Here is a 17,862-nt window from a genome sequence, read left to right as displayed (position 1 = left end):
AGCCTCCGTCAGTGGGGTCGGGTCGTGGATCCGGACACGGCGGCCGGGGAATCGGCGAGGTGGTTCATCAGACGGGCTGCGAGCACGAGGACCTGACGCTCCGTCTCGGTGAGCTCGACGAGGGCGATGTCGAGCCAGGCGTCGCGTTGGGCCATGTCACGGGCGAGGGCCGCACGGCCCGCCTCGGTCAGCTCCACCACGCGCTGCCGCCCGTCCTGCGTGTCGCGTGTCCGGCTGATCAGGCCCTCTTGTTCGAGGTCCGCGAAGACCCGGGTCAGGGACTGCGGCTGCTGATGGTCCGCGGCGGCCAGCGCGCCGGCCGACATCGGGCCGTTGCGCCGCAGATGGCCGAGGACGCTGCTCTTGTTGAGGCTGAGCCCGTCCGCGGGGCGCTCCGCGCTCAGCCTGCGGGCGAGCCGGATGACGCCCTGGCGGATCTCGGCGGAGGCCCGGCCGTCGCGCGCCTCGGACCAGGATCGTTCCGCGTCCTCGTGTTCTGTTCGCTCTCCCATCACATTGCTAAGGTATCACTTATTATTCGGCTGGAGGGTTCGACTCCAGATGGCTTGCTCCAGCGGTCTCCTTGGGGGTGATTCTACGTGTTGCGTAGTTTTCTGAGGTCGACACGCCGTGCGCTGCACTTTGATCCGCGAGGAACGCACCTCCGGACGACGGCCGTGGCCATGGCCACGGTGCTGGGCGCGTACGGCTGGGCGCTGCTCGTCGAGCACGAGGCCGGGCTGCGCGTGGACAGTGTGGTGCAGGCGGTGGTGATCGCCTCGGCGCTCGCTCGCGTACAGCGCCTCTTCGACCGGACGGACCGGCTGGTGGCCTGTGTCGTGCTGCCCTGCGCGGCCGCGGCGGGCACGGAGCTGAGCACGTTGATCCAGGAGCACCCCCTCGCCGGTGACGCCGCGTTCGTCGTGGGGGTCGCCGGGGCGATCTGGGTACGCCGCTTCGGTGCCCGCGCCACGCGAGCGGGCACGCTCGTCGTTCTACCGCTGATCGCGGTCCTGGTGGTGCCCGCCGGCATGGTTCCCGCCGACGGGCACGAGGGCACCGCCTGGGCGGCGGTGACGGCGCTGGCGGCGGTCGTCTGGGGAACCGTCGTGACGTGGACCGCCCAGCGCGCCGGTCTCGTGAAGCGGCCGCCCTCGGCCAGGGTGACGACGGCACTCCGCTCACCGCGGCGCCGGCCGGGCGTGAGCACCCGGATGGCTCTGCAGATGGCGGCGGCGCTCACCGCCGCGTTCGCGATCGGCCGGAATCTGTGGCCGGACCACTGGGCGTGGGTGGTCCTCACGGCGTTCCTGGTGTGCAGCGGTGCGCGCAGCCGCGGCGACGTACTCGTCAAAGGGGCCTGGCGCACACTCGGCGCCGCGGCCGGCACGGTGGTGGCGACCGCCGTCTCGGGAGAGTTCGGGCCACGGTCCGACACCGCCGTCGTCGTCATCTTCGTCGTGCTCGCCGTGGCCACGTGGCTGCGTGAACTCAGCTACGCGTACTGGGCCGCCTGCGTCACCGCCGTCCTCTCGCTGCTCTACGACTGGTTCGGGCAGAGCCCCGGAGACCTGCTGCACACCCGGCTGGCCGGCATCGCGGTCGGCGCGGTTCTCGGCGTGGCGGCTTCCTGGCTCGTGCTGCCCATCCGGACCGAGGCGGTGGTACGGGCCCGGACCGCCGCGGTGCTGACGGGACTGGGCGAGTTGATGGAGGCGGACTGGCGGAACGGCCCGGCCGTCCGCACGGCACAGGCCCGATTCACCTACCGTGTCGAGCAGTTGGCGACGGCGACGGCCCCGATGCGGATCCTGGCCGCTGTACCCGTCCCCCGGGCCCTGTCCGCCCAACGGCACCCGGACCACTTCACGCTCCGGTCCGTGACGGCCCTACGGCGCTGCGCCGACCCCGTCGACGACCTCACCGACGCCGCCGGACGGGCTCCCGACGCGCTGACCGCCGACCTCGCGGTGACCCGGCGGCGCGCTCAGATCGCGGCGCACGCACTCACCGTACGCCGCGCGATCGGCCGCCGCCCGGCCCCGCCCCCCGCCCCGGAAGCGCCCCCACAGGACCATCTCGCCGCGCCCGGGCCGACCAGTCCTCCCGACCGTTCCGTCCCCACCGCCCTGGCCGCGCTCGATGCGATCGACACCCAACTCGCCGTCCTCAGTGCTCTGTTCGGTCCACCACCGGTCCTCACATCCGAAACACCGGCGGCAGCGGGCGGCTGACGGGGCGGACTCGGCGACTGGTTCACCCACCAGGTGGTGTTCCGGCCCCGTGTGGCGTGTCGGGAGGTCGATGTCGTGCGGGAGGACGAGTTCGTCCGCGTGTTCTGCGACGAGGCGCTGCCGTCCGGATGGAACATCGATCGAGATGGCCGCCAGGTCGTCACCGCCACCGATGACTTTCGTCGCTCCCGGCGGTCTGCATCGTGAGGGTGAAACGGACACGGAGGCGAGGACGAGGATGTTTGTCTTGATTCCCGGGGCCGGGGGTTCGGCCTGGTACTGGCATCCCGTGGTGTCCGAACTGCGGGCGAGGGGGCACGAGGCGGTCGCGGTCGATCTGCCCGGCGCCGACGAGTCCGCGGGGCTGCCCGAGTACGCCGACGCCGTGGCCGCGGCGATCGGCGGCCGCGCCGATACGGTGCTGGTCGCGCAGTCGCTGGGCGGCTTCACGGCGCCGATGGTCTGCGCCCGTGTTCCGGTCGGGCTGCTGGTGCTCGTCAACGCGATGGTGCCGCTGCCGGGCGAGACGCCCGGACAGTGGTGGGGCGACACCGGTTCGGAGCCGGCCCGCCTCGCGGCCGCCGAAGCGGGCGGCTACGGCACCGAGTTCGACCTGGACACCTACTTCCTGCACGACGTCCCGGCCGAGGTCGCCGCCGCCGGAGCGGGCCATGAGCGGCCGGAGGCCGACATCGCCTTCAACCAGCCCTGCGACATCGAGCGATGGCCCGACACCACCACGCGGGTGCTCGCCGCGACCGGGGACCGCTTCTTTCCCGTGGACTTCCAGCGCCGAGTGGCCCGCGACCGCCTGGGGATCGAGGCCGAGACCATTCCCGGCGGACACCTGGCGGCGCTCTCCCACCCGTCCGAGCTCGTCGACAGGCTGGTCGAGCGGCTGACTTGAGTGGTCCTCGGACCCGCCGCGGACCAGGGCCGCCGGGCCCGGCGGCGAAAACGTATCCCCCGGACACGAAGCTCGTTGAAGTGGTCAGCGCGCAAACGCCCCCGACGGATGCGCGACACGTGAGGGCCCGAATCCCTGCCCGGTCTCGGGCCCTCACCCCCTCCAGAACCCTGTCCCTCCGGGCGATCGTGTCCACCCGGAGGGACAGGGCGAGGAGGAGCCCGGCGGGCATGCCATGATCCACACTCATGAAGACGCCGACCCCACCCATGGTCCGGGCCGCCGCCCGCAACAACGCCGAGTGGTGCGCGGCGATGAGCCGATCACACGGTGTGGAGGGCGAGTTCACGAAGCAGACGTGGGCGGCACCGGCCCGTACCCCGCTGTACTACCCGGACGCGGTGACACTGGTGCCCGGCGCCGACCCGGCCGTGCTGCCGGCCCGGATCGACACCTCCACACCCGGTGCCTCCGTCAAGGACAGCTTCGCCGACCTCGACCTGACGGCGGCCGGCTTCCGGGTTCTCTTCGAAGCGCAATGGATCCACCGGCCGGCGACCGAGCCCACCGGACCCCCGGAGCGTGCCTGGAGCGTGGTGGCTGATCCGGGAGCGCTGCGCGACTGGGCGTCGGCCTGGGACGACGGGAACGGCGACGCCTGTCTGTTCCGCCCCGAGCTGCTCGACGACCCGGCCACCTTCGTGCTCGCCGGACGCGCGGCCGACGACCGCGTGGCCGCCGGAGCGGTGGCGAGCCGCAGCGACCACGTGGTCGGCGTCTCCAACGTCTTCGCACGCGACGGCGGCCCCGAAGCGGCCTGGCCGGACCTGCTGAACGCCCTCCACGCGCTGTTCCCCTCCCTGCCCGTGGTCGGCTATGAGCAGGGCGACGACCTGGCCGCCGCCCTGCGTCACGGCTTCGAACCGGTCGGCCCGCTGCGGATCTGGACCCACCCGGGGCGGGGCTGACGCGCGCGGTACCGACTCGTGCCGCCGGTCCGCCGCTACGAGGCCTTGCCCGCCAGCCGCTGCGCCGCGCGCTCCCCGCGTCGCTCCACGGGTTCGACTCCCCACGCCGCGCCCAGACCGCTCGGCGGCATGTCGACGTAGATCGACTCGTACGAACCGGCCGGAACGATGTACGTCTCGTGCCAGATCCCCACGCTGCCCTTGCTGTTCCGCAGCCGGCGGTTGAACGCCGCCCACGCGGGGCGGTGCTCCTGGGTCTGGTCGGAGGCGTAGGCGAGCAGCTTCTCGCGCGACTCCCAGTACTGCGCGACGGTGAACACGCGCGGACCGCCGCTCAGCAGCCGGTGGTCCAGCAGCCCGCTGTCACTGTCCCGCGCGAGTTCCTTCAGCATGCGCGGCATCGCGCGCAGGGTCGGCAGCCAATGGCGCACGGCCCGCCAGCGGTTGATCCGCATACCGATAAGGAAGACGACGACGTCGCCCTCGGCCGCGGCCGTGACCCGTTGCCCGGATGTCGGTGCATTACCCATGAGACTCCCCGTTCCCGTGTTGGATAGTGGCACGATCCATGTTTGGATAGTGTCACTGTCCGATGGAAGGTGCAACAGGATGCGGCTGGCGGAACTGAGCGAGCGCAGCGGTGTGTCGACCGCGACGATCAAGTACTACCTGCGCGAAGGACTGCTCCAGCCTGGCCGCCGCGTCTCCGCCACCCAGGCCGAGTACGGGGAGGACCACCTGCGGCGGCTGCGCCTCGTACGGGCGCTGATCCAGATCGGCGGGGTCTCCGTGGCCGACGCGCGCGAGGTGATCGCCGCGGCCGAGGACGAGTCGCTCGACCACCATCTGCGGCTGGGCGCGGCGACCCGGATGCTGCCCACCGCCGAGAAGCCCGACGAGGACGATCCGGCGGTGGCGACCGCCTGCCGCTCGGTGGAGGAGCTGCTGGAGCGGCTCGGCTGGTCCTGCGAGCCCGGCGTGGACCTGCTCAACCCCGCCCACCGGCGGCTCATCGACTCGGTCGCCGCGCTGGTCCGGCTCGGCTACCCCTGCGACACCGAGTCGTTGCTCCCCTACGGGCGGCTGGCGGCGCAACTGGCGGTCACCGACCTGGACCTGGTCGAGGAGCAGGCGACTCCGAGCGAGCAGATCGAGGCGGCCGTCGCGCTCACGGTGCTGTACGAGCCGGTGCTGCTGAGCCTGCGGCGCATGGCCCACGCGGAGGAATCGGCCCGGCGGTTCTGAGGCCGCTCAGGTCACTGGACGGGAATCACCGCCGGGACCCGGTCGGCCCATGGACATGGCATGGGCATGGGCATGGACACGGGCTCGGGCCTCTGGGTCCCGGCGGGTTCGACGCGCTCGTACGACGGTCACGGCGCGGCGCGCACCCGGGCAACGTCCGCCCGGGTGTGCGCCGCGCGTCGAGGCGGCCGGGTCGTGCTCAGCCCAGTTTGCGGCAGAGCAGTGCGGCCGGGCCCTGGCCGGCGCCGAACCGAGTCGTGAAGGCGATTCCGGCGGCGTACTCGTCATCGGCGCACTGGCCCTTGTAGTCACCGTTGGCGAAGTCGCCTCCGGCCGCGCCCGCGGGCCGGTTGTCGGAGCGGTCGAACCAGACCGTTCGCCCGGCGCCCGCCAGCGAGGTGGCGGCCGGAACGCAGAGCGCGGCGGATGTACGGCCGCCCCGGCGGCTGTAGCCGATGAGGAAGTTCCCCGACGGACACTGCAACTTGGTGTACCCGGAGGCCCAGTCGCCGCCCGAGGGCACATGGCGCTCGTCGGTGACGACCGTCTGGGTGTCGGCCGAGGAGCGGAGGTCGCCGGTGGAGACGTCGGTGCACAGCGCGCGAACACCGCTGTGACCGAGCCCGATCAGCCGCTCGCCGTCGGGGCACGCGGCCTTGGAAGCGCCCGAGTTCCAGTCACCGCCCGCGCGCACCCGCAGCGACTGCACGTAGTCGCCGTGATCGGTGGCGAGCATGTTCCGGCTCGGGACGGCGTCCACGGACCCGGTGCGGGTCGGGGCGGTCATGAGCCGGTTCCACGCGGTGCCGCGCCAGTCGGACTGGTCGAGGATTCCGTACCGGTTGCCGGAGGTGTCGTAGCGCAGCAGGGACCAGTCGTCGTGGCCTTCCCAGCTGACGAGCGGCCAGTAGGCGAAGTCGACGTCGTGGTCGGCGAAGTAGTCGGTGATGTTGCCGAACCAGGTCCGGGCCGCCGTGCCCGTCTCGCCGGCGCCGATACCGAACTCGCTGATCCACACGGGAGCGGTGAAGTGCTGGTTCGCCTCGGACGAGACGAAGAAGGCCTGGTCGTTCAGGACTTGGTAGAGCTGGTCGCGGCTGAGGTCCTGGTAGCGGGCGTCGTGGGTCTCGCCGATGCCGGTCGCCCCGCTGTGGTTGGGGCCGGTGTATCCGTAGAAGTGCGCGGAGTACACCAGCTTGTGGGCGGCGACGAGGGTGTGTGAGAGGTTGCGCGCGGGGGTGAGGGTGGGACGGCCGTGCGCGAAGCCGTCGACCGGGATACCGGTCCAGTTGATCCCCTCGATGACGATGAGGAGGTTGCGGTTGGCCTCCGAGAGGATGCGGTCCGCGGCGAGTTGGGCGGCCGCGTACCAGTCGTGTGCGTCACCCAGGCCCCAGTTGGGGTCGTCGAGGATGTCGCGGCGTACTTCGTTGTAGAGATCGGCGCCCACCACGCGCGGGTCACCGGCGTAGCGGCGGGCCATGAAGACCCAGTCGTCCGCCCATTGCTGGGTGGACTGACTGCTGTTCCAGCGCTCGTTGCCGTCGACGCCGCAGCACCAACGCGAGTTGTTGGTGTGGTTGTTGAGGATGACGGCGAACCCGCTCTGGGTGAGGGCGGCGACCACGGCGTCGTAGACCTGCAGCGGTGTTCTGCCGCGCAGCCCCGGGTTGGCCGTGACGGCGGCGTCCGGCACCGGGGTCGTCGAATGGATCATCTCGTTGGAGAAGGGCAGCCGGATGCTGTTGATGCCCAGCCGGTGGAAGTCGTCGAGCAGTTGGGGCAGCGACGCGCGGTCCAGGCCGAGAGGGATGCCGTAGGAGTTCTGGCCGGCGTGGTGGTTGGCCGGGTCGTCCGTGCTGCCGCTGCCCGTCCAGGAGCCTTGTGCGCCGTCCCAGTTGGCCGACTTCAGCCGGAAACGGTTGCCGTCGGCGTCCACGATGTACCGTCCGCGGGTGGAGAGCGGCGCCTTCCATGTCTCGGCCGCCGCGGCGGTGGCGGTGGTTCCCTGGGCGCCGCCCGCGGGATCGGAGGCGGCGGCGACCGCCCCCGGAGCGGTGGCCAGCAGCAGGGCGGTTGCCGCTAATGTCAGGTACTTGCCAAATCTGAGGGTAGGCATCGGACCTCTGTGAGGGGTGTAGGTAAGCGAACGTGAGTGTCGGTGCCCACCGGCGCCCGAGAAGGGGGTGCCGGTCGCCGGGGTTCCGGCGTGACGGGGCGAGTCGGGCTCATGCCCGCCGGAGCCTAGCGGGAAGCCCCGGCCATGGTGAGAGTTCCGGTGAGCCGGTCGGGCGGCCGGTCAGCGGACTCGGATGAACGTCACGTCATAACCGCTGTTCGTGCTGCGGGACTTGACGTACACGCCGTCGGACCCGCCGTTGGGGTTGCCGGTGTTGCCTTCGACAGTCGTGAAGCCGGCGCCGCCGCTCACCGTTCGCACGATGCCTATGTGTTCCTGCCCACCGGTGTAGTTGTTGCCCCCGTTCCAGTCGAAGGCCACGATGTCGCCCGGCTGCGGGTTCGTCGTCACGGAGAGGTGGTAGTTGCCGGCCCGCGCCTGCTTGACCCAGCCCGAGACATAGGTGTTGCGGTAGGAGCTGGCCCCGGTCTGCTTGGCCACCCAGCTCACGAAGGTCGCGCACCAGGCGTAGTTGCGGGTGGACAGCGACAGGCCCACGGCCGATCCGTAGCCGTTCGCCCGGGAGCTGCCCTCGACCGTGCCGACCTCGGCCGCGGCCACAGCGAGGATCTTGCCGTAGCCGCCACCGGGCGGCGTCGAGGAGGGCGGGGTGACCGCGCCGTACAGAGCGGCCTTGGTGTTCGGGCCCACCTGGCCGTCGACGGACAGCCCCTTCTCGGCCTGGAAGTCCCGCACCGCGCTGTCGGTCAACGACCCGAAATCGCCGTCGACCGCGAGATCCGCTCCGTGGTGGTTGAGCAGGCTCTGCAACTCGGTGACACAGCCGCCTCGCTGGCCCTTCACGATGTTGCTCGGGCACGAGGCGGAGTTCAGGTTGACCGGGGCCGGTGCGCCGCTGCCGCCGCCCGTGCTGATGTTCGCGTACAGGGCGGACTTGGTGTTCGGGCCGACCTCCCCGTCGGCGGAGAGCCCCGCCGAGGACTGGAACGACTTCACGGCGGCCAGCGTCAAAGGCCCGAACTCGCCGTCCACGTCCAGGTGTCGCCCCTTGCCGTTGAGAAGGGCCTGGAGCGTGGCTACACAGCCGCCGCTCTGCCCCTCCACGATGTTCGAGGGACAGGAGGTCGATCGCAGGTCCAGGGCGGTGGACGCCGACTCGTCGGTGTCGTAGAGCTCGCGCTTGGTGTTCGTGCCGACCTGGCCGTCGACCGACAGGCCGTGCGCGGACTGGAAGCCGCGGACCGCACTGTCCGTCGCCGGCCCGAAATCGCCGTCCACGTCGATCGAGTAGCCGAAGTGGCGGAGCAGCCGCTGGAGTTCCGTGACGCAGCCGCCCTTGCCGCCCTGGACGATGTTCGCCGGGCACGAGGAGGACGTGAGGTTGATCGGCGCCGGAGCCGAGCCGCCGGTCGCGTACAGCTTGGCCTTGGTCTGGGGCCCGACCAGCCCGTCCACGGCGATCGCGGTGGAGGACTGGTACTCGCGTACCGCGTAGAGGGTGTTCGCTCCGAAGACGCCGTCCACCAGAAGGCCGGCGCCGTGGGCGTTGAGCAGGTTCTGCAACTCCGTGACACAGCCGCTCGTCTGGCCCTGCTGGATCACGCCCGGACAGGAAGAGGAGGTCAGCCTGACCGCCGCGGGCGCCGCCGCCGCGGGACCGGCACCGATCAGGGTGCCGGCCGTGAGAAGCGCCGTCGCGGCGGCGAACACCCCGGTTCTGACTCTCCAGCCCTGTCGCGCGCTCGTGGCGCCTCGATGCCCGATGGGCAATTTGTCATCGTGCACACGAAATGGACTCGTCTTCATGACCGCGAAACGTCTCCTTCGCTGGGTATACGGATCCGCCCGGCAGACGCTTGCCTCGGGCCTGCGGCCGACAAAGGGAGGAGAAATCGGCATTTTGACCGGGTCGACACGCTTACGGACCAACACCCCTACGCGGCAACGGAGTTGAGGCTGTCGAAAGTCATGATCGGGCTGTCATTCCGCGCACGACGGTGACAGTTCACGCCCCTGCGCACAATGCCGGACCACACAACTGGCTTGATTCAAGCGATACTCGTGGCCGAAAGAAACGCACACATGACAGCCTTTGTAAATTCAGTCCTTTTCGGCTGTCTGTCTCATTGAGGCGCCTCCGGCCTCATTTTGTCCGGTCAGGCATCCCGGGCCCCAACACGCCTCAGCGCTTCCCATGCGGGGCGCAGCAGCGAGAACACCGCGAGGTAGCGGCGGCCGCCACGATGGAGGCAGGCGCCGCGGCTGACGCCCTTCGGGGCGAGGCCCGACGTGCCGAGAACGGCCGGAGCGCGGCCGTTCCCGGTTGGTGAGTTCGCTCACCGTCCGCAGATATCTGGCATACGAACGGTGAATTGCAGGGCACACGCAATTCCGGCTCAACCGTCGGCGGTGATCCCGGAGAGGCTTACCGTGGGTCGATCGAATATCCCCGTCAGTACACGCCGCTGTCGGTGCGTCAGGGAGGTGGCGAAGACCACCAGATCGGCTTCGGTCTCTTCGCAGTGGACTGCCACCTCGACGACCTTTCCGGAACTCAGCAGCGTGCGTGAGGAATACGGCAGGGCCATCTTCCGGGCCCCGCCGTCCGAGACACCACGCCGTTGCGTGATCCGCCCGACGACCCGGGCACCGCGTGCTGTCAGTTCCTCCGCCGCCGCGTCCATGAGCGCGACGAAGTTCTTCTCCCTGGCGGAGAAATAGCCGACGAGCACGACATCGGCGCCTGTCACGCTCACGGGTCCGGCCGGGCGCCCCGCGGACCCCGCTCGCCCGCGACGAGCAGGGCGGCGGTCGCGCCCGCGGAACCGGCGCATGGGCCGGGAGGTCAGCTCGCCCTGGGTGCGACGGCCGCGGTGTCCTTCGAGCGTTCGTGCTCCACCCGGGCCGTTTCCAGGAGATTCAGCCAGGAAGTCACCGTGGGCCGGCGGCGCAGCAGCGCGCGGCGCTCGCGCTCGGTCATGCCTCCCCAGACGCCGTGCTCGATGCGCTGGTCCAGTGCGTAGGCGAGGCATTCCGTGAGCACGGGGCAGCCGACGCACAGCATTTTGGCGCGGTTCTGCGCCGCGCCTTCGACGAACAGGTCGTCCGGATCGGCCGTACGGCACAATCCTCGATCGCTCCAGTCGGTGCTCGTCATCTCGTGATGCCGTCCTCTCCCCTGGCCCCCGCCTGCGAGTTGCCCACCTGCCCTGGGCAACAGGCATATGACACTACGCCTTTCGAGGACCGCCACTCTATCTGCCGTGCGGCACCACACCTTCGAGTGAGTCCGGCTTGCCTCGCGCGCGCGGCGGCGCTATGGAGGTGCCTCGACGGTTCACGGTCCCGATCAGTGCCTCCGACACACGGTGGGCCGTCTTTCACCCCTCCTTCCGATGGAAAGCAGGAGACATGTCCCGGAACAAACAGACCGTCGAGACCTACTTGGACGGCTTCCGTAAGAACGATCACGCGCAGATTCTGAGTTGCCTCACCGATGACATCGAGTGGACGGTTTTCGGCGGATTCCATCTGACCGGCAAGGAGGCGTACGACGCCGCGATCGAGGGCCCCGGCTTCGTCCCGCCTCCCCGGCTGGAGGTCGTCCGCATGGTCGAGGAGGACGACGTGATCATGGCCGAACTCACCGGAACGGTGATGCGTGAGACGGGAGAGCCGATGCGCATGTCGATGGCCGAGGTCTTCCGCATGCGCGAAGGGAAGATCTGTGAACGCCGGGCATGGGTGATCGAGCTCAAGCGGAACGACTACGTCTGATCCGCCGGGGCGGTTCGGGGTCAGCCCGCGCGGAGGGTCGTGGCCGCCTTGTACGTACGCAGCACGGGGGCCGTCTCGATCCGCGTGACGGCGTCCCAGGCCACCCGCCGCGTCAGATAGTGGTGCAGTGCCTCCGCGTCGCGGCACAGCGCCTGGGCGACGAGGTTCGTCGGGCCGGTCGTCGCCGCGACGACGGCGAGTTCGTCATGACCGGCCAGCGCCGTCGCCACGGTGTCCAGATGTGCGGGCGCAACCTGCATCCAGAGCAGCGCGGACACCGTCACGCCCAGCACCACCGGATCGATGTCGAGGTCGAAGAACAGCGCGTCGCGCGCCCGCAGTTCGGCCAGCCGGCGGGCCACGGTGGACGCCGTGGTGCCGGTGGCCGCGGCCAGTTCCGCGTAGCTGAGACGCGCGTCCTCGCGCAGCGCGGACAGCAGCAGGCGGTCCGCGTCGGTGAGGAGATGGGCCGAGCCCGCGGTGTCCGGCACGCCTGCCGCGTCCGCCGCGGAGGACTCCGCACGCAGCCGCGGGGACTCCGCGCGCAGCCGCGCCTCCTGGACGGCGTCCAGGGCATCGATCCGTCCGCGCCACGCCGTCGGACCGCCCAGATACGTGTGCAGCAGGTAATGCGCCGACACGGCGGTGATCCCGGCGGTGCGGGGAATGTCCCGCAGCAGCAGCGCGTGGGCGTCGGGACCGGCGGGCACGGTGTGGATGATCGCGACGATCTCCGTTCCTCCGGAGGTCAGTCGCACCCAGGAGGTGTCGGGGCGCCTGGCGAGCGCCACCGCGATGTCGTGAGCGGTGCGGGTCGCCGCGGTCAGGCGTACGAACCACTGGTGCGTGCCGGAGCTTCGCGGTGTGGGCAGAGCGACGACGCGCAGCCCCGCCTGCGCGTACAGCCGGCGATAGCGGCGGACCACTGTCTGCGTCGAGGTGCCGAGGACCTCGGCCACGAGGGTGAACGGCGCCCGGGCGTCCACGTGCAGGGCGTGGATCAGACCCCGGTCCAGCTCATCCAGTACGACCATGTCCGCCAAATTAGTCGATGCCCATGGAAGAAATCATCGAGCTCTGCCGACGAGATGGAAGTGACGGGAGGTCCGGCGGCACGGTGGTCACCGGTCGCGGGCCCGTGCTGCGGCGGCTGCTCCGTCCGCGGCCGGGCCACCGGCGGCACGACACACCCGCGCAGTACCGGGGGGAGACCCATGTCCCGCATCACGAACCACGCCCACACCGCCGGTCGCGGCCGGACCGGCACCGTCGCCCCACCCGGCCCGGGCCACCGCGGGCTCGCCCTCGCGGCGGTGCTCACCGCGGAGGCGATGAACCTCCTCGACGCGACGATCGTCCAGGTCGCCGGGCCCGTCATCCACACCGACCTCGGGGGTGCGCGGGCGACGATCCCGTGGTTCAGCGCCGCCTACACCCTCGCCTTCGCCCTCGGTCTGCTGACCGGCGCACGGCTCGGCGACATCGCGGGCCGCAGGCGGGTCTTCCGCGTCGGCGTCGTCGTGTTCGCGGCCGCTTCCCTCGCCTGCGCGCTCGCGCCGGGCGCCGGGATCCTGATCGCGCTGCGTGCCGTGCAGGGTGCGGCGGCGGCCGCGGTCATCCCGCAGACCTTCGGGCTCATCCGCGCCATGTACGAGGGCGGTGAACTCACCCGGGCTCTCGGCATGATCGGCCCGGTCATGGGCCTGTCCGCGGTGCTCGGGCCGGTTCTCGGCGGCGTCCTGACCCATGCCGATCTGTTCGGCTCCTCGTGGCGTGCGGTCTTCCTCGTCAATCTGCCGCTCGCCGCCGCGGTCCTGGCCGCCTCCGTGTTCCTGACCGAGGACCGTGCGCCGGCCCGGCCCCGCCTCGACCCGGCGGGCACCGGCCTCGCCATGCTCGGCACCGCGCTGATCGTCTGCCCCCTGGCCTCCGGGAGCCCCGGACCCGCCGGATGGGCCGTCGCCGCCGCGGGAGCCGTACTTCTGGGCGTGTTCGTCGCCCATCAGCGCCGCGCCGGCCGCCGCGGCCACGCGCCGCTGATCGAGCCGGCCCTGCTGCGCGGCCGCGCGTTCCCCGCCGCCCTGGCCACGTCGACCCTGTTCTTCGCCGTCATGAACGGCGTCATGATCACCGTCGTGCTGCACCTCGAACTCGGCCTCCACGACGGCCCGCTCAGCGCGGGGCTCACCCTGCTGCCGTGGTCCGCGGGGCTCGCGGCCGGCTCCTGGGCCGCAGGCACCCATCTGGTCACGCGGTACGGCACACGCGTCATGCACACGGGCCTGGCCGTCCTCGCGGTCGGTCTGGCGGCCGCCGTCCTCGCGTACCGCGGTGCGGACCCCGGCACGTATCCGGCCCTGCTGCCCGCCGCTCTGGCCGTCGCCGGGCTGGGCACGGGCCTGTTCACACCGCCGTTCTTCAGCTCGGCACTCAGCGGTGTCGGCCCGCAGGAGACGGGTTCGGCCGCCGGTCTGCTCAACGCCGTCCAGCAACTCGGCGGCACACTCGGTGTCGCGGTCGTCGGCGGCATCTACCTGGACACGGCCCGCGACGCCCGCACGGCGGCCCAGCACGCGCTGGGAGCCACCTCGATGATCCTGGCCGCCACGGCGGTGGCGGCCGCGGTCATGACCACGCGCCGCCGCGCACCCCACTGACGACCACGCGCCGCGCACCCCGCTCACGACCACGCGCCGCGCACCTCGCTGACGACCGGCCACCGCCGTCCCGTCGCCGACGGCGCAACACTCATGCGGGCAGCCCCGCGAGCGGCGCGCAAGGGTCGCATCCGCAACGAACTCTGGGCGCGGCCACGGTCCCGGGCCCGGCGGACCGACAGCCCGCGGCCACACAGGCCGCGGGCTGTCAGTCCCCGTTCAGCTCAGGACCCGATCAGGTCCCGCTCAGGCTTCCGCGCGCCTCGGCAGCCGCCAGTTCGGGCGGACGAAGTGGCAGGTGTAACCGTCGGGGTAGCGCTGCAGGTAGTCCTGGTGCTCCGGCTCCGCCTCCCAGAACGGACCGGCGGGCGCGACCTCGGTCACGGCCTTCCCGGGCCACAGTCCGGAGGCGTCGACATCCGCGATGGTCTCCTCGGCGACCCGCTTCTGCTCGTCGTCGACGTAGAAGATGGCGGACCGGTAGCTGAGACCGATGTCGTTGCCCTGGCGGTTCTTCGTCGACGGGTCGTGGATCTGGAAGAAGTACTCCAGGATCGTCCGGTAGTCGGTCTTCGTGGGATCGAAGGTGATCTCGATCGCCTCGGCATGCGTGCCGTGGTTGCGATACGTCGCGTTGGCCACGTCGCCGCCGCTGTATCCCACCCGCGTGTCCAGAACACCCGGGAACGTCCTGATCAGATCCTGCATGCCCCAGAAGCAGCCACCGGCCAGCAGCGCCTTCTCCTCGTTCCGGCTCATCGCACGCACCCCTTCTTCCTAGTCCTCGTCAGACTCGCACAGGCGCGGTCTCGCGCGCCGCCCGCGGTCCGTCCGCCCCGCCCTCACCAGGACGAGGCACCGCACTGCACAAGGCCGAAAGGGCCGGTCGAAATTCCCGGCCGGGCACCCGGGCCGGGACGAAGGTCCGGACACCATCAGGACCCGCGCCCGCCCGCGCCCGTACGAGATCGATAACGATCGCGCAAGATTCAATCAACTTCGGCTTGAGGATTTGCTATCGCTACCGGGAAACGGGCTCAATGTCCTACGTATGTCCGCGGTAAGCGGCAAGCGGTAGAGGGATAGGGAGCGGATGAACGGCACGATCGACGGCTTCAGCTACGGGCTGGTCACACCAGTGGCCGCCTACGTCATGGCCTGTGTGGGCTCGGCGCTGGGGCTGCGCTGCGTGGTGCGCACGGTGCAGCACGAGCCCGGGTGGAGACTCGGCTGGCTCGCCCTGGGGGCCAGCGCCCTGGGCTGCGGCATCTGGACGATGCACTTCATCGCCATGACAGGCTTCTCCGTGGCGGAGACGCCCATCACCTACGACGTCCCGCTGACCGTGCTCAGTCTCGCCGTGGCGATCGTGGTGGTCTCCGCGGGCGTCTTCATCGTCGGGCACCGCGGTGCCACGCGAGCGGCCCTCACCGTGGGCGGCGCCATCACCGGCCTCGGCGTCGCGACCATGCACTACCTGGGCATGTTCGCGATGCAGCTCAACGGAGAGCTGAGCTACAACGCGTTCACCGTGACCCTGTCCGTGATCGTCGCCCTCGTGGCGGCGACCGCCGCGCTCTGGGCCGCCGTCTCCGTGCAGGGCTTCATCCGCACGCTCGGCGCCAGCCTCGTCATGGGCCTGGCGGTCACCGGCATGCACTACACGGGCATGGCCGCCGTGAGCGTCCATCTCCACAACAGCATTGAGTCGGCCCCGACCATCAGCGGCCAGGAGGGCTCCTCGCTCCTGCTGCCGATGCTCCTGGGCCCGATCATCTTCCTCATCCTCGCCGCGGCCGTCGTCATGTTCGACCCGGTCCTGATCCTCGGCGAAAGCGCTCAGGACAAGCCGGCCAAGGAACGTTCCAAGGTCGTCGCACGCGGAAACGCCATGCCGGTGCGGGTGGCGGGCATCCAGGACTCGCCGGCACCGGTGGTCCACAGCGTCCCGCAGGCCGACCACTGGCCGTCGGCAGCGCCTCAGCGGTCCGCCGCCGACGAGCGTGCCCAGTACCGCGAGACAGGCGCCGGTGACCCCTACGGATCCCGGTACGAGGCGGAGTAACCCCTCCCCCTGCCTGTCGAGGGGGGGGGCCGCCCGCGCGCGGGGTGGGGGCGGGTGCGGCGGTGTGCCCGGGGGGGGGGGGGCGGGGGGCGGCGGGGGGGGCGCGCGCGCGGGGGGGGGGGGGGGGCCGCCCCCCCCCCCCGGTGCGGCCCGCCGGCGGGCCGGCGCGCTCCCGCGCCGCGCGCCCGCCCCCTCCGCGCGTCCGCGCCGGTCTCCTTGTCCGTGCCCGTCTCCGTGTGCGGCGGACGGGCCGTTCCGAACCGCCGGGTCCGTCCCCGTCTCCGTGTCCGGCGGACGGGCCGTTCCGAACCGCCGGGATGATCTTGAGACTAGGGTGCCTGGCATGACCTCCATAGGCTTGCGCGGTACGACGCTCCACTACGACGACACCGGCTCCCCGGCCGGGCTGCCCGTCCTGCTGATCCACGGGCATCCCTTCAACCGGACCCTGTGGGCCCCTCAGGCCGAAGCGCTCGTCGCGGCCGGACACCGTGTCATCACCCCGGACCTGCGCGGCTACGGGGCCAGCGGAGTGGAAACCGGCCCCGTCCATCTCCACGACTTCGCCGACGACCTCGTCGCGCTCCTGGACCACCTCGCCATCGACCGGGCCGTCGTGGGCGGCGTCTCGATGGGCGGCCAGATCGCGATGGAAGTGCAGCGCACCCACCCCCGGCGCGTCCGCGCGCTCGTCCTGTCGGACACCTCGGCGCCCGCCGAGACGGACGAGGGCAAGGCCTTTCGCAACCGGCTGGCCGACCGGCTCCTCGCGGAGGGGATGGACGGCTACGCGGACGAGGTCATCGGCAAGATGCTCGCCGACTACAACGTCACCGCGCTGCCCGGCGTCGCCGAACACGTCCTGGGCATGATGCGCGCCACCGATCCCCGCGGTGCCGCGGCAGCCCTGCGCGGCCGCGCCGAGCGCCCCGACTACCGGGACACGCTCGCGGCCGTGCGGTCCCCGGTGCTGATCGTGGTCGGCGCCGACGACGTCTACACCCCGGTCGCCGAGGCCGAGGCCATGCGCGAGCTCGTCCCGCACGCGGTCCTGACCGTGATCGAGGGCGCCGGCCACCTCCCCGGGGCGGAGCAGCCCGGCCGCTTCAACGCCGCGCTCCTGGAGTTCCTGGCCACCCAGGTGGCCGGCCGCGCCTGAGCGCAGGACCTCGCCGGGCGAGGGGCACTCTGCCGGTGCGTTTCCCGGCCGGTCCTACGACGGGTTCTGGGTCGGCACTTCGAACCACATGGTCTTGCCGGTGGGCGTGCAGGTGCTGCCCCAGCTCTCGGCGAGCAGGTCGAGCAGTTCGGTGCCGCGGCCGCCCTCGGCGTCGGCGTCGGCCTCGCGCCGTACGGGGCACAGGGGCTCCGTGTCCTCGACCTCGCACAGCAGACGGTCGTCGCGCAGACACAGGTTGAGCCGCAGCGGGCCGCGCGTATGACACAGGGCGTTGGTGACCAGCTCGCTGACCAGGAGCTCCGCGGTGTCGGCCAGCTCCTCCAGGTTCCACTCGGCCAGTTGTGCCGTCACCAGACGGCGGGCCCGGCGGGCCGAGGTGAGCTCCCGCGACAAGGGCCAGGAGGCTTCCCAGGGGGTGACACGGGCGCGGGGCGCGTCGAACGGACGTATCGGCTGCAGCGCGCGCGCCCAAAGAGCCATGTTCCTGGCGAGCCACGACGTGGGTGCTGCCTCCACGGATGCCCCGTTCTGCTGATCGCGTCTCGTGGCCCCCTCGCGTCCCGATTCCTCGGGCCGGCGGTAGAGCCGGGTGAAGCGCCCTCGGCGTGGTGCCGCCCTGAGGTCGATGGCCCCCGGGGCCATGGGAATCAGTCCTTCCTGCGCTGCTGGCAACCAGACCGCCGGAGCGG

At 71.3% G+C, this 17,862-nt stretch carries 18 protein-coding genes; 9 read left to right on the top strand and 9 right to left on the bottom strand.

The features are described 5' to 3' along the window. Positions 1 to 8: 8 nt before the first annotated feature. Entirely contained in the window at positions 9 to 512 is a 504-nt protein-coding gene (locus tag ACFXGX_RS03735; protein WP_384784296.1) for a MarR family winged helix-turn-helix transcriptional regulator, read from the bottom strand. 171 nt (positions 513 to 683) lie between these two features. On the opposite strand from ACFXGX_RS03735, the gene ACFXGX_RS03730 reads away from it, so the two are divergent. From ACFXGX_RS03730 to ACFXGX_RS03715, 4 genes are all read left to right on the top strand, one after another. Then, positions 684 to 2,234 (top strand): FUSC family protein, encoded by a 1,551-nt coding sequence (locus tag ACFXGX_RS03730; protein WP_384784294.1) that lies wholly within the window; start codon positions 684 to 686, stop codon positions 2,232 to 2,234. A 75-nt stretch (positions 2,235 to 2,309) separates the two neighbouring features. Continuing rightward, the gene (locus tag ACFXGX_RS03725; protein WP_384784292.1) at positions 2,310 to 2,441 is read left to right on the top strand and encodes a hypothetical protein; all 132 of its coding nucleotides are present in this window, start codon (positions 2,310 to 2,312) and stop codon (positions 2,439 to 2,441) included. Positions 2,442 to 2,472: 31 nt separating this feature from the next. Next, positions 2,473 to 3,141 carry an alpha/beta fold hydrolase gene (locus ACFXGX_RS03720; RefSeq protein ID WP_384784290.1) on the top strand — a complete coding sequence of 223 codons (669 nt, stop codon included), beginning with the start codon at positions 2,473 to 2,475 and terminating at the stop codon, positions 3,139 to 3,141. A gap of 248 nt (positions 3,142 to 3,389) precedes the next feature. Then, positions 3,390 to 4,109, top strand: coding sequence for a hypothetical protein (locus ACFXGX_RS03715; RefSeq protein WP_384784289.1), 720 nt, complete (start codon positions 3,390 to 3,392; stop codon positions 4,107 to 4,109). 35 nt (positions 4,110 to 4,144) lie between these two features. On the opposite strand, the gene ACFXGX_RS03710 is transcribed toward ACFXGX_RS03715, so the two are convergent. After that, positions 4,145 to 4,639: a DUF4188 domain-containing protein gene (locus ACFXGX_RS03710; protein WP_384784287.1), complete on the bottom strand. Its 495-nt coding sequence runs from the start codon at positions 4,637 to 4,639 to the stop codon at positions 4,145 to 4,147. Between the two features lie 79 nt (positions 4,640 to 4,718). Here ACFXGX_RS03710 and ACFXGX_RS03705 point away from each other — a divergent pair, with 79 nt between their 5' ends. Continuing rightward, positions 4,719 to 5,354: a MerR family transcriptional regulator gene (locus ACFXGX_RS03705; RefSeq protein ID WP_384784285.1), complete on the top strand. Its 636-nt coding sequence runs from the start codon at positions 4,719 to 4,721 to the stop codon at positions 5,352 to 5,354. Between the two features lie 199 nt (positions 5,355 to 5,553). Here ACFXGX_RS03705 and ACFXGX_RS03700 read toward each other — a convergent pair whose 3' ends face one another. From ACFXGX_RS03700 to ACFXGX_RS03685, 4 genes are all read right to left on the bottom strand, one after another. Further along, the gene (locus tag ACFXGX_RS03700; protein ID WP_384784283.1) at positions 5,554 to 7,473 is read right to left on the bottom strand and encodes a glycoside hydrolase family 5 protein; all 1,920 of its coding nucleotides are present in this window, start codon (positions 7,471 to 7,473) and stop codon (positions 5,554 to 5,556) included. Between the two features lie 180 nt (positions 7,474 to 7,653). Next, complete coding sequence (locus ACFXGX_RS03695) at positions 7,654 to 9,204, bottom strand: peptidoglycan-binding protein (RefSeq protein ID WP_384784281.1); 1,551 nt, start codon at positions 9,202 to 9,204, stop codon at positions 7,654 to 7,656. A gap of 686 nt (positions 9,205 to 9,890) precedes the next feature. After that, positions 9,891 to 10,226, bottom strand: coding sequence for a hypothetical protein (locus ACFXGX_RS03690; RefSeq protein WP_384784279.1), 336 nt, complete (start codon positions 10,224 to 10,226; stop codon positions 9,891 to 9,893). A gap of 113 nt (positions 10,227 to 10,339) precedes the next feature. Further along, positions 10,340 to 10,651 carry a WhiB family transcriptional regulator gene (locus ACFXGX_RS03685; protein ID WP_384784277.1) on the bottom strand — a complete coding sequence of 104 codons (312 nt, stop codon included), beginning with the start codon at positions 10,649 to 10,651 and terminating at the stop codon, positions 10,340 to 10,342. Between the two features lie 254 nt (positions 10,652 to 10,905). On the opposite strand from ACFXGX_RS03685, the gene ACFXGX_RS03680 reads away from it, so the two are divergent. Then, positions 10,906 to 11,271, top strand: a complete 366-nt coding sequence (locus ACFXGX_RS03680; RefSeq protein ID WP_384784275.1) for a nuclear transport factor 2 family protein — start codon at positions 10,906 to 10,908, stop codon at positions 11,269 to 11,271. Between the two features lie 20 nt (positions 11,272 to 11,291). On the opposite strand, the gene ACFXGX_RS03675 is transcribed toward ACFXGX_RS03680, so the two are convergent. After that, positions 11,292 to 12,305, bottom strand: coding sequence for an Lrp/AsnC family transcriptional regulator (locus ACFXGX_RS03675; RefSeq protein WP_384784273.1), 1,014 nt, complete (start codon positions 12,303 to 12,305; stop codon positions 11,292 to 11,294). Between the two features lie 180 nt (positions 12,306 to 12,485). Here ACFXGX_RS03675 and ACFXGX_RS03670 point away from each other — a divergent pair, with 180 nt between their 5' ends. After that, positions 12,486 to 13,928: an MFS transporter gene (locus ACFXGX_RS03670; RefSeq protein ID WP_384784271.1), complete on the top strand. Its 1,443-nt coding sequence runs from the start codon at positions 12,486 to 12,488 to the stop codon at positions 13,926 to 13,928. Between the two features lie 246 nt (positions 13,929 to 14,174). Here the strand turns inward: ACFXGX_RS03670 and msrA are convergent, their stop codons facing one another. Next, positions 14,175 to 14,687, bottom strand: a complete 513-nt coding sequence (gene msrA, locus ACFXGX_RS03665; RefSeq protein WP_384784269.1) for a peptide-methionine (S)-S-oxide reductase MsrA — start codon at positions 14,685 to 14,687, stop codon at positions 14,175 to 14,177. Positions 14,688 to 15,021: 334 nt separating this feature from the next. On the opposite strand from msrA, the gene ACFXGX_RS03660 reads away from it, so the two are divergent. Continuing rightward, positions 15,022 to 15,993 (top strand): MHYT domain-containing protein, encoded by a 972-nt coding sequence (locus ACFXGX_RS03660; protein ID WP_384784267.1) that lies wholly within the window; start codon positions 15,022 to 15,024, stop codon positions 15,991 to 15,993. A gap of 343 nt (positions 15,994 to 16,336) precedes the next feature. Then, positions 16,337 to 17,152, top strand: a complete 816-nt coding sequence (locus tag ACFXGX_RS03655) for an alpha/beta fold hydrolase (protein WP_384784265.1) — start codon at positions 16,337 to 16,339, stop codon at positions 17,150 to 17,152. Positions 17,153 to 17,206: 54 nt separating this feature from the next. Here the strand turns inward: ACFXGX_RS03655 and ACFXGX_RS03650 are convergent, their stop codons facing one another. Beyond that, positions 17,207 to 17,815 carry an ATP-binding protein gene (locus ACFXGX_RS03650; RefSeq protein WP_384784263.1) on the bottom strand — a complete coding sequence of 203 codons (609 nt, stop codon included), beginning with the start codon at positions 17,813 to 17,815 and terminating at the stop codon, positions 17,207 to 17,209. Positions 17,816 to 17,862 lie beyond the last annotated feature (47 nt).

Origin of the sequence: Streptomyces sp. NPDC059371 (genome assembly GCF_042751995.1) — a bacterium.
Classification (GTDB): domain Bacteria; phylum Actinomycetota; class Actinomycetes; order Streptomycetales; family Streptomycetaceae; genus Streptomyces.
Note: the sequence above shows the minus strand (reverse complement) of the source record. Positions and strands in the feature narration are given on the sequence as shown.

Coding starts and splice junctions, on each gene's coding strand:
- msrA (WP_384784269.1), bottom strand. CDS start 14,687: ATGAGCCGGAACGAGGAGAAGGCGCTGCTGGCCGGTGGCTGCTTCTGG.
- ACFXGX_RS03730 (WP_384784294.1), top strand. CDS start 684: ATGGCCACGGTGCTGGGCGCGTACGGCTGGGCGCTGCTCGTCGAGCAC.
- ACFXGX_RS03650 (WP_384784263.1), bottom strand. CDS start 17,815: ATGGCCCCGGGGGCCATCGACCTCAGGGCGGCACCACGCCGAGGGCGC.
- ACFXGX_RS03685 (WP_384784277.1), bottom strand. CDS start 10,651: ATGACGAGCACCGACTGGAGCGATCGAGGATTGTGCCGTACGGCCGAT.
- ACFXGX_RS03735 (WP_384784296.1), bottom strand. CDS start 512: ATGGGAGAGCGAACAGAACACGAGGACGCGGAACGATCCTGGTCCGAG.
- ACFXGX_RS03670 (WP_384784271.1), top strand. CDS start 12,486: ATGTCCCGCATCACGAACCACGCCCACACCGCCGGTCGCGGCCGGACC.
- ACFXGX_RS03700 (WP_384784283.1), bottom strand. CDS start 7,473: ATGCCTACCCTCAGATTTGGCAAGTACCTGACATTAGCGGCAACCGCC.
- ACFXGX_RS03705 (WP_384784285.1), top strand. CDS start 4,719: ATGCGGCTGGCGGAACTGAGCGAGCGCAGCGGTGTGTCGACCGCGACG.
- ACFXGX_RS03655 (WP_384784265.1), top strand. CDS start 16,337: ATGACCTCCATAGGCTTGCGCGGTACGACGCTCCACTACGACGACACC.
- ACFXGX_RS03675 (WP_384784273.1), bottom strand. CDS start 12,305: ATGGTCGTACTGGATGAGCTGGACCGGGGTCTGATCCACGCCCTGCAC.
- ACFXGX_RS03710 (WP_384784287.1), bottom strand. CDS start 4,639: ATGGGTAATGCACCGACATCCGGGCAACGGGTCACGGCCGCGGCCGAG.
- ACFXGX_RS03660 (WP_384784267.1), top strand. CDS start 15,022: ATGAACGGCACGATCGACGGCTTCAGCTACGGGCTGGTCACACCAGTG.
- ACFXGX_RS03680 (WP_384784275.1), top strand. CDS start 10,906: ATGTCCCGGAACAAACAGACCGTCGAGACCTACTTGGACGGCTTCCGT.
- ACFXGX_RS03715 (WP_384784289.1), top strand. CDS start 3,390: ATGAAGACGCCGACCCCACCCATGGTCCGGGCCGCCGCCCGCAACAAC.
- ACFXGX_RS03720 (WP_384784290.1), top strand. CDS start 2,473: ATGTTTGTCTTGATTCCCGGGGCCGGGGGTTCGGCCTGGTACTGGCAT.